The sequence below is a fragment of the Extensimonas vulgaris genome (genome assembly GCF_003337425.1).
Lineage (GTDB): Bacteria > Pseudomonadota > Gammaproteobacteria > Burkholderiales > Burkholderiaceae_C > Extensimonas > Extensimonas vulgaris.
Genome location: NZ_QPJU01000018.1, coordinates 1 through 13,905, shown reverse-complemented (window position 1 = coordinate 13,905; position 13,905 = coordinate 1). Strand labels below are relative to the sequence as shown.

Annotated in this window: 13 protein-coding genes, 5 tRNA genes, 1 other RNA gene and 1 pseudogene; 11 read left to right on the top strand and 9 right to left on the bottom strand. The window is 65.8% G+C overall.

Features of this window, described 5'->3' with window-relative positions; genetic code table 11:
• Nucleotides 1–282 precede the first annotated feature (282 nt).
• Nucleotides 283–372, top strand: a tRNA-Ser gene (locus DFR45_RS14040).
• 75 nt (nt 373–447) lie between these two features.
• Here the strand turns inward: DFR45_RS14040 and DFR45_RS14035 are convergent.
• Complete coding sequence (locus tag DFR45_RS14035; protein ID WP_114484359.1) at nt 448–1,083, bottom strand: nitroreductase family protein; 636 nt, start codon at nt 1,081–1,083, stop codon at nt 448–450.
• A 329-nt stretch (nt 1,084–1,412) separates the two neighbouring features.
• On the opposite strand from DFR45_RS14035, the gene DFR45_RS14030 reads away from it, so the two are divergent.
• Nucleotides 1,413–1,988 carry an anti-sigma factor gene (locus DFR45_RS14030; RefSeq protein ID WP_114484358.1) on the top strand — a complete coding sequence of 192 codons (576 nt, stop codon included), beginning with the start codon at nt 1,413–1,415 and terminating at the stop codon, nt 1,986–1,988.
• Nucleotides 1,989–2,007: 19 nt separating this feature from the next.
• Here DFR45_RS14030 and DFR45_RS14025 read toward each other — a convergent pair whose 3' ends face one another.
• Nucleotides 2,008–2,355, bottom strand: coding sequence for a DUF3579 domain-containing protein (locus DFR45_RS14025; RefSeq protein ID WP_114484357.1), 348 nt, complete (start codon nt 2,353–2,355; stop codon nt 2,008–2,010).
• A 369-nt stretch (nt 2,356–2,724) separates the two neighbouring features.
• Between DFR45_RS14025 and DFR45_RS14020 the strand changes: the two genes are divergently transcribed.
• Complete coding sequence (locus tag DFR45_RS14020; protein ID WP_114484356.1) at nt 2,725–3,921, top strand: aspartate aminotransferase family protein; 1,197 nt, start codon at nt 2,725–2,727, stop codon at nt 3,919–3,921.
• A 19-nt stretch (nt 3,922–3,940) separates the two neighbouring features.
• Nucleotides 3,941–4,888 (top strand): ornithine carbamoyltransferase, encoded by a 948-nt coding sequence (gene argF, locus DFR45_RS14015; protein ID WP_114484355.1) that lies wholly within the window; start codon nt 3,941–3,943, stop codon nt 4,886–4,888.
• Nucleotides 4,889–4,907: 19 nt separating this feature from the next.
• Here the strand turns inward: argF and DFR45_RS14010 are convergent, their stop codons facing one another.
• From DFR45_RS14010 to dapF, 4 genes are all read right to left on the bottom strand, one after another.
• Nucleotides 4,908–6,131, bottom strand: coding sequence for a class I SAM-dependent rRNA methyltransferase (locus DFR45_RS14010; protein ID WP_114484354.1), 1,224 nt, complete (start codon nt 6,129–6,131; stop codon nt 4,908–4,910).
• Between the two features lie 33 nt (nt 6,132–6,164).
• Nucleotides 6,165–7,088 carry a tyrosine recombinase XerC gene (locus tag DFR45_RS14005; protein ID WP_114484353.1) on the bottom strand — a complete coding sequence of 308 codons (924 nt, stop codon included), beginning with the start codon at nt 7,086–7,088 and terminating at the stop codon, nt 6,165–6,167.
• 152 nt (nt 7,089–7,240) lie between these two features.
• Nucleotides 7,241–7,957 (bottom strand): DUF484 family protein, encoded by a 717-nt coding sequence (locus DFR45_RS14000; protein ID WP_114484352.1) that lies wholly within the window; start codon nt 7,955–7,957, stop codon nt 7,241–7,243.
• Nucleotides 7,954–8,832: a diaminopimelate epimerase gene (gene dapF / locus DFR45_RS13995; protein ID WP_114484351.1), complete on the bottom strand. Its 879-nt coding sequence runs from the start codon at nt 8,830–8,832 to the stop codon at nt 7,954–7,956. The genes DFR45_RS14000 and dapF overlap by 4 nt, the downstream gene beginning before the upstream one ends.
• A gap of 118 nt (nt 8,833–8,950) precedes the next feature.
• On the opposite strand from dapF, the gene DFR45_RS13990 reads away from it, so the two are divergent.
• Nucleotides 8,951–10,627, top strand: coding sequence for an MBL fold metallo-hydrolase (locus tag DFR45_RS13990; protein WP_114484360.1), 1,677 nt, complete (start codon nt 8,951–8,953; stop codon nt 10,625–10,627).
• A 104-nt stretch (nt 10,628–10,731) separates the two neighbouring features.
• Here the strand turns inward: DFR45_RS13990 and rnpB are convergent.
• Together rnpB and DFR45_RS14410 are read right to left on the bottom strand one after the other, a co-directional pair.
• Nucleotides 10,732–11,144, bottom strand: an RNA gene (gene rnpB, locus DFR45_RS13985) — RNase P RNA component class A.
• Nucleotides 11,145–11,176: 32 nt separating this feature from the next.
• Nucleotides 11,177–11,440: a hypothetical protein gene (locus DFR45_RS14410; protein WP_144686981.1), complete on the bottom strand. Its 264-nt coding sequence runs from the start codon at nt 11,438–11,440 to the stop codon at nt 11,177–11,179.
• A 100-nt stretch (nt 11,441–11,540) separates the two neighbouring features.
• On the opposite strand from DFR45_RS14410, the gene cysK reads away from it, so the two are divergent.
• Both cysK and DFR45_RS13975 read left to right on the top strand, forming a co-directional pair.
• The gene (gene cysK / locus DFR45_RS13980) at nt 11,541–12,458 is read left to right on the top strand and encodes a cysteine synthase A (RefSeq protein ID WP_114484350.1); all 918 of its coding nucleotides are present in this window, start codon (nt 11,541–11,543) and stop codon (nt 12,456–12,458) included.
• A gap of 2 nt (nt 12,459–12,460) precedes the next feature.
• A pseudogene (locus DFR45_RS13975) lies at nt 12,461–12,701 on the top strand (DUF2188 domain-containing protein).
• A 294-nt stretch (nt 12,702–12,995) separates the two neighbouring features.
• Here DFR45_RS13975 and DFR45_RS13970 read toward each other — a convergent pair.
• Nucleotides 12,996–13,071 (bottom strand) — tRNA-Phe (locus DFR45_RS13970).
• Between the two features lie 356 nt (nt 13,072–13,427).
• On the opposite strand from DFR45_RS13970, the gene DFR45_RS13965 reads away from it, so the two are divergent.
• The 4 genes from DFR45_RS13965 to DFR45_RS13950 all read left to right on the top strand — a co-directional run.
• Nucleotides 13,428–13,513 (top strand) — tRNA-Tyr (locus DFR45_RS13965).
• Nucleotides 13,514–13,549: 36 nt separating this feature from the next.
• A tRNA-Gly gene (locus tag DFR45_RS13960) sits at nt 13,550–13,623 on the top strand.
• Nucleotides 13,624–13,665: 42 nt separating this feature from the next.
• Nucleotides 13,666–13,740: transfer RNA gene (locus tag DFR45_RS13955), tRNA-Thr, on the top strand.
• Nucleotides 13,741–13,814: 74 nt separating this feature from the next.
• The coding region (locus DFR45_RS13950; protein WP_032978997.1) for a GTP-binding protein at nt 13,815–13,905 on the top strand (91 nt) is incomplete at its 3' end.

The following is a 13,905-nucleotide window of genomic DNA, read 5'->3' as shown; positions in this document are numbered from 1 at the left end:
GTCGAGTTCGCTCTCCATTTCTTGGGGTTCGTCTCGTTCAGGAGGAAGACTTGAATTATCCGATAGATTGGGATTTTATTGACACAGTCAAACTAGCAGCCTGTCGGACTTTGGAATCGTCGGCTGCGAATGCGCCGCAGCGGCCCATTTTTTACCGTCTTCTTGCCCCATAGTCCCGCTATGGGGCTGCGAATCCGGCAAAAACTGGCCTCGCTGGGGCCCATTCTCGCTATTGACGCCCAAAGTCCGACAGGCTGCTAGAATTGCGCGCTTCGACACCAAGGAGAGGTGGCAGAGTGGTCGAATGTACCTGACTCGAAATCAGGCGTACGCGCAAGCGTACCGTGGGTTCGAATCCCACCCTCTCCGCCAATTGAAAACCCCAAGTAATTGATTTACTTGGGGTTTTTCTTTTGGCGCGGCAGACGCGCCGCTTGGCTCAGGGCCTCACTCCAGCCAGGTGATGAACTGCTCGCGCGGGCGGCGCACTTTTTGGAGGGGAGCCAGCCAGTCGTTGGCCGCATCGCGGTAGCCCAAGGGCATGATGGCGACGCTGCGCAGGCCGCGGGCGCGCAGGTTCAGCAGGGCGTCGAGCGCATCCGCGTCGAAACCTTCCATGGGTGTGCTGTCCACCTCCTCGAATGCTGCCGCGACCAAGGCCACGCCAAGGCCGATGTAGGCCTGGCGTGCGGCGTGCTGAAAGTTGACTTCGGCGCCGCGCTGCGGATAGCGCGCGAGCAGCATCTGCCGGTAGGCCTCCCAGCCCTCGTTGGTGCCGCCGCGCTCGGCGTTGGTGAGGTCGAACATGGCATTGATGCGCTCGGCGGTGTAGTCGTCCCAGGCGGCAAATACCAGCAGATGCGAACCGTCGCCGATTTGCGTCTGGCCATTGGCAATGGCCTGGATTTTTGCGCGCAACGGGGCGTTCGTCACCACGAGGACTTCGAACGGCTGCAGCCCGCTGGACGTGGGCGCCAGGCGCACGGCCTCCAGAATGCGCTCGACTTTTTCTTTGGGCACCTTTTTCGTCGGGTCCATCTTTTTCGTGGCGTAGCGCCATTGCAAACGTTCGATCAAGTCCATGCAAAAACTCCTTGGGTGAGAAAATATCTAGCAGCCTGTCGGACTTTGGAATCGTCGGCTGCGAATGTGCCGCAGCGGCCCATTTTTTATCGTCTTCTTGCCCCATAGTCCCGCTATGGGGCGGCGAGTCCGGCAAAAACTGGCCTCGCCGGGGCCCATTCTCGCTTTCGACGCCCAAAGTCCGACAGGCTACTAGAGCGGCGCGCCCATGGTTTGCCTTGCGGCGCCGCTGTCTCGCCATTGTGCGTCAGCCGCTCGCTGGCGGGCGGCTGGGGTGGAGAAGCCATTTCGCGCCGCAGGCATACTTCGGCTGAAGACACACTTTCGCCATGACCGATCCCCTTGCCCCACCTTCCACCACGCCCGCACCCGACCCCCAGTCCGCGGGCGGCAGTCCGACGGCGTCGGCGCCGCCCACGCGCCGCGTCAGCCCTTGGTGGCGGGCGCTCAGCGTCGCCTTGCTGCTCGTGCTCGCGCTCGGCTGGGCCACGAGCGCGAGCCTGTACGAGCAGCTCAAAGCGCAGATTCGCCATTTGCAGGCCAAGATCGTGGCGCTGCCGCAGGTGCACTACGTGGCCGTGCTCGTCAACGACCAGCAGCGCCCGGCCCTGCTCGTCACCTACGACCCCAAGGCAGCCGCCCTGCAGGTGCAGCGCCTCAATGCGGTGCGGGAGGGCCCCGAAGACAGCATGCAGTTGTGGGCACTGGACGGCAAAAACCCGCCACGCTCGCTCGGTCTCGTGCTGAGCAAATACCAGACGCTGCAAATTCCCGTGCAGCCGCAGGCGCTGCAGGGTGTGGTCGAGCTCGCCGTGAGCGTGGAAGACAAAGGCGGCGTGTCCGACCGCCAAGGGCCGCGCCTGCCGTATCTGTTTCGCGGCTGGTGGATTCAGAAGGCGATCTGATCAACCTGCGGGGTGGTCTTCACGGCTTCTTTGCAGCGGGCTTTTCCGCCGGTTTTTCCACTGCATCCGGCAGCAGGCAGCCCTCGCGTACTTGCAGATGGTTGTCGCGCGCGAAATTCATCACGAAATCCCACGCCATGGGCTCGTGTTCGCGCAACTCACTGTTCACGACCACGCATTTCACGCCATCGAGCGTGGTCGGGATGCACCAGGGGGAATAATTCAAATGGGTGCCCGGTGCGGCGCCGCCGGGGCGGAACTGGCTCATCACGCCCGCAAGGCGCTCGGCCCAGTCGCTGGGGCGAAAGCTCTTGCCTTCCTCGGTGAGGCCCAGGATGAAGACTTCTTTGCTGGAAGGGGAAACCATCGGGGTTGGATTGGTGGGCGGCCGTTCGCACGCATGGCAGGATCGCTGCATGTTGCACCGCAGCGAAGATTCTAGCTCTTATATAAGAGCTGTCATTTCAGCCGCCATTTCAGGCTGGCTAGTGTAGTGTTCGATGCTTGATGCGACAAATAAAACCGATGGATTTTTGGTCTGGGCAAGGCGCAAACCGCAGCGATACCGGGTGGTATCGCGAGGATTTGCAACGCGGCCCGGGCCGAAAAGACGCGGTTTTATGTCGCAGATAGCGTCGAACACTACACTAGAATCCTTGCCTTCCAGCCCGGCGCGTGTGGCGTCTCGCGCACCGCGGGCCAACCCGCCACCACTGCACCGCCAGGAGATTCGCGCATGACCGCTTTCATCGAGGCCGCATCGCCCCACGTGATGAACACCTACGGGCGCCTGCCCATCGCGCTCTCGCACGGCCAGGGCTGCCGCGTGTGGGACGTGAACGGCAAGGAATACCTCGATGCGCTCGCGGGCATCGCGGTCAACACGCTGGGCCACAACCACCCCAAGCTCGTGCCGGCGCTGCAGGAGCAGCTGGGCAAGCTGATCCACACTTCCAACTACTACCACGTGCCGCTGCAGGAGGCGCTGGCCGCCAGGCTGACCGCGCACGCGCACATGAGCAACGTGTTCTTCTGCAATTCGGGCCTGGAGGCGAACGAGGCCGCGCTCAAGATCGCACGCAAGTTCGGCCACGACAAAGGCATAGAGCGGCCCGAAATCGTGGTCTATGAAAAAGCCTTCCACGGCCGCTCGATCGCCACGCTCTCGGCCACGGGCAACCCCAAGGTGCAGGCCGGCTTCGGCCCGCTGGTCGAGGGCTTCATCCGCGTGCCGCTCAACGACATCGCCGCACTCGAGCGCGCCACCGCGGGCAACCCCAACGTGGTCGCGGTGTTCCTCGAAACGATCCAGGGCGAAGGCGGCATCCACCCCATGCGCATCGAATATCTGCAGCAAGTGCGCCGCCTGTGCGACGCGCGCGACTGGCTGCTCATGACCGACGAGGTGCAATGCGGCATGGGTCGCACGGGCAAGTGGTTTGCGCACCAGTGGGCGGGCATCGTGCCCGACGTGATGCCGCTGGCCAAGGGCCTGGGCTCGGGCGTGCCCGTGGGCGCGGTGGTGGCCGGCCCCAGGGCCGCGAACGTGCTGCAGCCGGGCAACCACGGCAGCACCTTTGGCGGCAACCCGCTGGCCATGCGCGCGGGCCTCGAAACCCTGCGCATCATGGAAGAAGACGGCTTGCTCGAGAACGCCGCGCGTGTGGGTGCGCACCTCAAGGCCGGGCTGGAGCGCGCCCTCGGCGGCCTGCCGGGCGTCAAGGAAGTGCGCGGCCAGGGCCTGATGCTGGGCGTGGAGCTCGCCAAGCCCTGCGGCGCATTGCTGCAGCGCGCGGCCGACGCGGGCCTGTTGATCAGCGTCACGGCAGAAAGCGTGATCCGCATCGTGCCGCCCCTCATCCTCACCGCCGCCGAAGCCGACGACATCGTCGCGCGCCTCGCGCCGCTGGTGCAAGCCTTCCTGGCCGAATGAACCGGACTCGGACATCCCCATGAAACATTACCTGCAATTCACCGACTTCAGCGCCGACGAATACGCCTACCTCTTTCGCCGCGCCGCGCTCATCAAAAAGAAGTTCAAGGCCTACGAAAAACACCACCCGCTCGTGGATCGCACGCTCGCGATGATTTTCGAAAAAGCCAGCACGCGCACGCGCGTGAGCTTCGAGGCCGGCATGTACCAGCTCGGCGGCTCGGTCGTGCACCTGACCACGGGCGACAGCCAGCTCGGCCGCGCCGAGCCGATCGAGGACACCGCGCGCGTCATCAGCCGCATGGTCGATCTGGTGATGATCCGCACCTTCGAGCAGACCAAGATCGAGCGCTTCGCCGCGCACTCGCGCGTGCCCGTGATCAACGGCCTGACCAATGAATACCACCCCTGCCAGATCCTGGCCGACCTGTTCACCTTCATCGAGCACCGCAGCGCGCCCGGGCAGGCGAGGCCGACCGATTGCCTCAAAGGCATCACCGTGGCCTGGGTGGGCGACGGCAACAACATGGCCAACACCTGGCTGCAGGCCGCGTCGCTCCTGGGCTTCAAGGTGCACGTGAGCACGCCCCGCGGCTACGAAATCGATGCCAAAATGGCCTCCAGTGCAGGTGGGATCAGCGCAAGCAGCTATCAATTCTTTGGCGACCCGCATGAGGCCTGCAAAGGCGCCGACCTGGTCACCACCGACGTCTGGACCAGCATGGGCTACGAGGCCGAGAACGCGGCGCGGCAAAAAGCCTTTGCCGACTGGTGCGTGACCCCCGCAATGATGGCCGCCGCCAAGCCCGACGCCCTGTTCATGCACTGCCTGCCCGCACACCGCGGCGAAGAAGTCGCCGCCGAGGTGATCGACGGCCCGCAGTCCGTCGTCTGGGACGAGGCGGAAAACCGCCTGCACGTGCAAAAGGCGCTCATGGAGTACCTGCTGCTCGGCACCGTGGCCTGAGAATCCTTGCAGCGCAGCGCTATTTGCGCATCACCATCAACCCCTTGAGGTACTCGCCTTCGGGGAAGGCCAGCGTCATCGGGTGGTCGGGCGCGCCGCCCAGGCGCTCGAGGATGTAGGCATCGACACCCGCGTCAGCGCCGGCGGAGGCGACGATTTTGTGGAACAAGTCGGCGCTGATGCCGCCCGAGCACGAAAAGGTGAACAGCACCCCGCCCGGCGCGAGCAATTGCAGTGCAAGGCGATTGATGTCCTTGTAGGCGCGGGCGGCACGCTCGGCGTGGGCGATGGTGGGCGCGAGCTTGGGCGGGTCGAGCACGATGGCGTCGAAGCGCTCGCCCTGCTGCAAGAACTGGCGCAGCGCGGCGTTCACGTCGGCGTCGAGGAAATGCGCCTGGCTCGCGTCCAAGCCGTTGAGCTCCACGTGCGCGCGTGCCCGCGCCAGCGCCGGGGCCGATGAATCGATCGACCAGACCTGCGCCCCTTGCACGCCCGCGGCGCGCAGGCCCGCGAGCGCGGCCACGGTGAAGCCGCCGGTGTAGCAGTAGCAATTGAGCACGCGCGCAAAGCGCAGGCGCTCGGCGTAGTCGGCAAAGCGCCGGCGGTTGTCGCGCTGGTCGAGGTAAAACCCCGTCTTGTGCCCTTCGGCGATATGCACCGAGAACTGCCAGGCGTGCTCGCGGATGCGCAGCTCGAGCGGCGGCGCTGGCATCTCGGCACTGGCCGGGCCGCCGCGCAGCCAGCCCGTTGCGGGCGGCAGACCTTCGAGCTTGCGCGCGCTCGCGTCGGAGCGCTCGTAGAGCTTGTGCAAGCCCGTGGCGCGCAGCAGCGCGTCGGCCAGCGTCTGCTTGTGGCGCTCGGCGCCGGCGCTCGTGAACTGCGCGACCAGCGTGTCCGCGTAACGATCCACGACCAGGCCGGGCAGCCCGTCGGACTCGCCATGCACCAGGCGCAGGCCGTCACTTTCAATGCCAAATCGGGCTCTAGCGCCCACGGAACGGGCGCAAGCAGCTTCGAAAAACGAAGCATCTATGCGCTGCGCCTCGTCGAAGCTCCACACACGCGCGCGGATGCGCGAGTGCGGGCTGAACGCCGCCCAGGCGAGAAACTGCCCCTCGTGCGAGACCACGCGCACCGTCTCGCCGCTGTCGCCGCCGCCACGCGCGATGGCCGACTCGAAGATCCAGGGGTGGCGGCGCAGCAGCGAGCGCTCTTTGCCGGGGTGCAGGCGGATGGTTTTCATGGTGAGGATGGCGCGTGGGGCGCCGAAGCGGAACTATGGCTTGCGCCGCGCGCGCGGGTGCGCGGCGTCGTAGACCTTGGCGAGGTGCTGAAAGTCGAGCCGCGTATAGACCTGCGTGCTCGCGATGCTCGCGTGGCCCAGCAGCTCCTGCACGGCGCGCAGGTCGCCGCTGGACTGCAGCACGTGACTGGCAAACGAGTGGCGCAGCATGTGCGGGTGCACGGGACTGCGCAGGCCCGCCTGCTGGCTGCGCTGGCGCACACGCGCCCAGATCGATTGCGTCGTGAGGCGTTTGCCGCGCCGCCCGAGGAACAGCGCGGCATCCACTGCGCCACGCGCAAACGGCACGGCGCGCAGCGCAAGCCAGGCCTGCAGCGCCTGCTGCGCGGCGGCGCCCATGGGCACGCTGCGGCGCTTGCCGCCCTTGCCCAGCACGTGCACTTCGCCGGCCTGCAGGTCGATCCAGCCGCGGCCTTGCCGCTCGGCTGCGGGGCTGGGCGCCACGTCGAGGCCCGCGAGCTCGCCCACGCGCAGGCCGCTGCCGTAGAGCAGCTCGACCATCGCGGCGTCGCGCGCTTCGAGCCAGGGGTCGGCCGTGGGTTTTTCAAAGTCGGCCAGCAGCACGGCCTCATCGACGCCCAGCGCCTTGGGCAAGGGCCGCGGCACGCGCGGCGCACGCACGCCCTGCACGGGGTTGTGCGGCACCAGGCCCTGGCGCGCGGCCCAGCGGAAAAAGCTGCGCCAGCCCGACAGAATCAGCGCAATGCCGCGCCCGCTGCGCCCCGCGGCGTGCATCTGCGCGACGCAGCGGCGGATGTGCGCGCTTTGCAGCTGCAGCAGAGGCACGCCAGCGTCGGCCGCACAGCGCGCAAGCTTGTCGAGATCCAACGCATAGAGCGTGCAGGTGCGCTCGGCCAGGCGCTTTTCGTAGCGCACGTAGTCGAGATAGCGCTGCACCGCGGGTTCCGCGGATGCGGCGGATGCGCCAGATTCAGTCGGCGATGGGGACGCTGGCGTGGTCGCAGTTGCGGCTGGCGCGGTCGAAGCGGATTCGGACACAGCGGTTGTGAAAGAAAGCGGTTGCGGCCCGGCGCGACGTTCCGTGGCGCTCAGCGCAGGCGCAAGAGCGCCGCGCTCGCGAGTTCGGCGATGCGCGTGAGGAATTCTGTGCCCATGGTGGCCTGAAAGCGCTGCGCATCGGGCGAGCCCAGCACCAGCAGGCCGAACGCCGGCGTGGCATTTTCGAGCGCACCGGCGCGCAATGGCAGCAGCGCAAGCGACGCCACCTGCGCCGCGTCGGGCAGCCAGGCCGTGGCCTCGAAGCCCAGGTTGGGGCCGCAAAACGGCATGGTCAGCGAGGTCGCAAAGGCCTGCACGTCGGCACTCGCGCCCTGCGCGAACGGCGCTTGCGCGTAAGGCTCGGCCACACCCCACACGCGCAGCGCGACCTGCGGCACGTCGAACAAGGTGCACAGGCCATCGACCACGGCCTGGGGCAGGTCGTACGCGTCGGCTGTCTGCAGCAGCGCCAACGCCCACTGGTGCACCTTGTGCGCGATGGCGGCGTTTTCGCTGCTGTGGCGCACCATGTCCATGGTGCGCAGCTCCAGGCCCTTGATTTTTTCGCGCAGCAGCTCGGCCTGGCGCTCCTGCAGGCTCACCGCGCGGCCGCCGTGCGGGCTGGTGAGCTGCACGCTCGCGAGCACCTCGGCGTGGCGCTCGAAAAAGCCCGGCGTCTGGATGAGGAACTCGGCGATGTCGTCCTCGGTGATCGGGGCAATCGGCGGGGCGATAAGCGGGCTGGTCGGTGGCGTAGGAGTGGTCATAAGGTGTCGGGGAGTCGAATCTGGCCCTCGAACACGGTGGTCGCCGGGCCGGTCATGAAAACGGGGTCGGCGTCGCGCCCGCCCCAGGCGATGCGCAGGCGCCCGCCGCGCGTATCCACCTGCACTGCATGGTCTAGCAGTCCCAAGCGCACGCCCACGGCCACGGCAGCGCACGCGCCCGTGCCGCACGCGAGCGTCTCACCCACACCGCGCTCGTACACGCGCAGGCGCACGTGGTCGCGCGCCACGACCTGCAGGAAGCCCACGTTCACGCGCTCGGGAAAACGCGGGTGGCTCTCGATCCAGGGCCCGAGCTGCGCGACCGGGGCCGTATCCACGTCCTCGACGAGCAGCACCGCATGCGGATTGCCCATGGACACAACGCTAACGAAAACAGGAGCAGCCTGCGCTTGTCCATCAAGCATTAGCGGCCATTTTTGCCCTGAACCTTGCGGCACGGGCTGCAGGCCGCGCGTGTCGAAGGGCACGCGCGCCGGTTCGAACACGGGACAGCCCATGTCGACCGTCACCTCGCCATCGGGTGTGAGCTGCAGCGTGATCACGCCGGCGCGGGTTTGCACGCGGATGCGGTCTTTGTGTGTGAGGCCGCGCTCGCGCACGTAGCGCGCGAAGCAGCGCGCGCCGTTGCCGCATTGCTGCACCTCGCCGCCATCGGCGTTGTGGATCACGTATTCAAAGTCCACCTCGGGCGTGGGCGCGGGGCGCACGCTCAAAATCTGGTCGGCGCCCACGCCGAAGTGGCGATCGGCCAGCAGGCGGTAGTGCGCAGGCGTGAGGTTCAAGCGGCCCTGCGTCTCGTCGAGCACGACGAAGTCGTTGCCCGCGCCTTGCATCTTGGTGAAGCGGATCTGCATGGGGCCGATTATCGCGGCTCGCCAGCCGCCGGGCCGTTTTGCGCCAGCCAATCTGCAGGCCTCGCGCAAACCAAACGACCGTTAGACAAGCGCCACAACAGTCTCCATAATGCAGCGCATGCCACGTCCCAGCCAATACCTGTACCCCCAGCGCGAGCTCGTCACGCCGCGCCCCGCCGCCACCGTCCTGCTGCTGCGCGACGCGCCCAGCCCCGATGGCAAAAACCAGTTCGAAGTGCTGATGACGCGCCGCTCGGCCAAGGCCAGCTTCGTGCCTGGCGCCTACGTCTTTCCCGGCGGCAGCATCGACGCCGAAGACGCACAGGCGCATGCGCTCGCCGACCGCCGCGCGACGCAAGACGACGCGCAGCTCACGCAGGCCATCGCAGCGATCCGCGAGAGCTACGAAGAGCTGGGCGTGCTGCTCGCGCGCCACGCCGACGGCCGCATGGCGGGCGAGGCCGACCTCGCAGCGCTCGATCGGCATGCGCCGTTCTTCGCGCAATGCCAGGCGCGCGGCCTGCGCCTCGCGGCCGACGGCGTCTATACGCTCGCGCGCTGGATCACCGACCGCGACATGCCCAAGCGCTTCGACGTGGCCTTTCTGGTCGCGCGCATGCCGCCCGGGCAAACGCCCGTGGCCGACGAAGCCGAGCAGTTCGAGCCCGTCTGGGTGCGCCCCGCCGATGCGCTCGCGCGCCACGAGGCCGGGCAGTTTTTCATGATCTTCCCCACCATCCGCACGCTGCAGCGCCTCGCGCGCTTCGACAGCGTCGATGCCGTGCTGCGCGCCTGCGCGAGCGAGCAGCCGCTGTGGACCAGCTGCCCGCGCGGCGGCATGCTCGCGGGCAAACCCGCGCACTACATGGAAGACGAAATGCCCTACGGCGAGCTGGCCTTGGTCTGCCCCGACGGGCAACTGCACCACACGCTCGACTGGCAGAGCGAGCAGCCCGTGCCGCTTTTGAAAAACCTGCAACGCCTCACGGCCCCCAACCCCGGCGTGATGACCGGCCCCGGCACCAACAGCTACCTCGTGGGCGACCCGGCCACGGGCTACATCGCCCTCGACCCCGGCCCGGCCGACCACGCGCACCTCGAAAGGCTCTGGCGCGCCGCGGGTGGCGACATCCGCATGATCGTGTGCACGCACTCGCACCCCGACCATTCGCCGGGCGCCGCGCCGCTCGCGGCGCTGGTCGCGCAATACGGCCGCCCAAAGCCGCCGGTGCTGGGCCTGCCCTCGGCCCCCACGGCGCTCGCCGCCTGGGCCTTCACACCTGACCGTGCGCTACAAGACAATGAGCTGCTCACGCTGGAAGGACAAGGGCCAGAGGGCAAAATCACTCATACCCTGCAGGTGATACACACGCCCGGCCACGCGGCCAACCACCTGTGCCTGCTGCTGCGCGAAGACGCCCTGCTGTTCAGCGGCGACCACATCCTCAACGGCAGCACCACCATCGTCAACCCGCCGGACGGGAACATGACGGACTATCTCGAATCGCTCGACAAGCTGGACGCCCTGTGCGCCCAGCACGGCGTGGAGTTCATCCTGCCTGCGCACGGCCACGTGCTCGGCTTTGCGCGCCAGGCGATCGCGCACCTCAAGGCGCACCGCCTCGCGCGCGAAGCCAAAGTGCTTGCCGCGATGCAGGCCCACCCCGACGGCAGCCTCGAAGACTGGGTGCGCATCGCCTACGACGACGTGCCCGAGCAGCTCTGGCCCATGGCGCAGCGCTCGCTGCTCGCACACGTGGAGCGTATCCAAGCCATGCAGCCGGGGAATGACTGATCTGGGGAAAAGAAACACGACTGACGCAAATCGGGGTCAGGCAAGGCGCACGCCCCAATGGCAACGCACTTTGCTGCATCCTTGTTTGCGTAAGTCCAGAGAAAAAGTGAAGCACGCCGATAGGCCGGATTCTGTGGCTTCGGTCGCCCGAAGCTGACCGCCATTAATCTGGGCCGGGTGTCGCCACCACGGCTCGGTGCTACCTACCCGCCAGCGCTCCCTGCGGAACCACAGGGCGAAGCCACGAGGGCTTCAGGCTGGCCTACTTGGTATTGCTGCGCGTAGAGATTGCCCGTTTCACCCTGGGTGCTGTGCACCCAAGGCGGCTGCGACGCGCCAGCTTGCGCTGACACGTCGCAGAACACCCCGGAATGCCCAGTCGCCCAGACTCGTCTCTGTTGCTCTGATCCTCACCTCACGGTGGACAGCCGTTAGCTGCTACGCCGTCCTGTGCAGTCCGGACCTTCCTCCAGTGCCTGGTTTCCCAGCTTGCACCAGCGGCGGTCTGGCGTGCTTCACAAGACTCAATTATGGGCTCATCGTCGATGCTCAAGGGTGGTAGAGCAATTGATAGATGTTGTAGCCGATCATGCCCAGCACGCCAATGATGCCCACGAGCATCACCCCCGGCCCCCAACGGTATTTGCGGCCCGAAAAGCCGATCAGAAGCAATCCGCAACCGAAGGTCAACCAAAAAATGTTCAGGTGCAGCATGTTCATGGCAATGGTCGGACGCGCGGTCCCTACGTGTTGAAGTTCCCCCGCATCATGCAGCCACTGCGCCGGCTTGTCTTGATGCTCGTCAAGTGTCACTTATCCACTGCAGGAATATCCATATCGCGCCAACCGCGCATCGGCTGCTTCACAATGGCTTTTCCTTTTTTCCACCTTTGCCTGCTTTTTCGGAGACGCCATGAAAGTCGAAAACATCCTGCAAACCATAGGCCACACGCCCCACGTGCGCATCCAGCGGCTGTTCGGCCCGGACGCACAGGTATGGATCAAGTCCGAGCGCAGCAACCCCGGCGGCTCGATCAAGGACCGCATCGCGCTCGCCATGGTCGAAGAGGCCGAGCGCACGGGCCAGCTGCGCCCCGGCGGCACCATCATCGAGCCGACCTCGGGCAACACCGGCATCGGCCTTGCGCTCGTGGCTGCGGTCAAGGGCTACCAACTCATCCTCGTGATGCCCGAGAGCATGAGCATGGAGCGGCGCCGCCTGATGCTGGCCTACGGCGCACGTTTCGACCTCACGCCGCGCGAAAAAGGCATGAAGGGCGCCATCGAGCGCGCCCAGGAACTCGTCGCCAGCACCCCCGGCGCCTGGATGCCGCAGCAGTTCGAGAACCCGGCCAACGTCGCCATTCACATGCAGACCACGGCGCAGGAAATCCTGGCCGACTTCCCCGAAGGGCTGGACGCGCTCATCACCGGCGTGGGCACGGGCGGGCACCTCACGGGCGTGGCGCGCGTGCTCAAGGCCCAATTCCCGCGCCTCAAGGTGTTCGCCGTCGAACCCTCGGCCTCGCCCGTGATCTCGGGCGGCGCCCCCGCACCGCACCCCATCCAGGGCATAGGCGCGGGCTTCGTGCCCAAGAACCTCGACACCTCCTTGCTCGACGGCGTGATCCAGATCGACGCCGAACCCGCACGCGAATACGCCCGCCGCGCCGCGCGCGAAGAGGGCATGCTCGTAGGCATCTCCTCAGGCGCCACGCTCGCGGCGATCGCGCAAAAACTGCCCGAGTTGCCCGCCGGCGCCAAGGTGCTGGGCTTTTGCTACGACACGGGCGAGCGTTATTTGTCGGTCGAGGGCTTTTTGCCGACTTGACAATCCGCAGAAAGAATCAATGGGTCGTACCCGTCAACGGCGGTGAACAATGGGCTGCGTGGTGAAGGCAACGACCGCCTCACCTCCGTCCACGACACACAGCAACAGGCACAGGCACAGGCGCTTGACCGTGCACGAGGAATCGCCATCCACCAGCAGAGCGAGATGCTCATCCGAGGGCGCGATGGCCAGATCCGTGAGCGCAACAGCTACGGTCATGATCTGTTCCCGCCCAAGGGCTGACGTTGGGGTTGGTCTCGTGGGTTTGCACGGGCAATCTGGAACAGCAAACCCGCGAGCCAACCATTCCCATCGGCACAGGCACAAACCATTGACGGAAAACGCCGTCTGCGTGTGCCACGGCGAAGAAGTTGGCGCAGGTTTCGAGAGAAGATAGGGCGAAACAGGGGCGAACTTGTCGTGTTGTGTCGCCCGTGCCCGGAGCGGCTGGCACACGCAGAACGACCCCGAAGCCCGCGCGGCTTGGGGAACCCGCAAATGAAAACGCCCAACCGAGAACGGTTGGGCGCTGAATAGTGGTGGCCTGGGGCGGAATCGAACCACCGACACAAGGATTTTCAGTCCTCTGCTCTACCAACTGAGCTACCGGGCCAAGAGCGAAGAGTATAACCTGAAATACCGCTGTCTCAAGAGCTCGTGAGCCCAAAGTAGTAATGTCCTCTTTGCCTCAATGACAAATGTCCCCGTCGAAGTGGAGGGAGATGAGCGATGGGGCAAGCAGAGGTGATGCTGAGCGCGAAGGAAGTAGGCCGGTTGGTGGCAATCAACCGCGTGCTGGAGGGCAGATCGACGCAGGCGTTGGCTGCACGGGCAGTCAGACCTGAAAGCGCGGCGGCGCAAGCACTCCAACGACAGGCAGCCAGGATGCGGCATGGCAACACATTCATGCGATTGCCTTCGCCAGTCTTCGAACGAAATCAAAAACCGTGCTAGAATGCGCGACTCTGTGGAGGGGTGCCCGAGTGGTTAAAGGGGGCAGACTGTAAATCTGTTGGCTTACGCCTACACTGGTTCGAATCCAGTCCCCTCCACCATCCCGTGTGTGAAGTCCGTTGGCTCATGCAAGGTGTGCGGGAGTAGTTCAATGGTAGAACCCTAGCCTTCCAAGCTAATGACGCGGGTTCGATTCCCGTCTCCCGCTCCAATGGTATAGGTTTCGATGGTGCCACTCAGGAAGTGGCATCTTGCCCATGTGGCTCAGTGGTAGAGCACTCCCTTGGTAAGGGAGAGGTCGCGGGTCCGATTCCCGCCATGGGCACCAGTTTTGGTGTGTCCAAGTTTGGTTGCGCCGAGTTTCGGCGGTTGTATTAGGTACAGTTTTTTCGGAGTCCGAAAATGGCAAAAGGAAAATTCGAACGCACGAAGCCGCACGTCAACGTGGGCACGATCGGTCACGTTGACCACGGCAAGACCACGCTGACGGCAG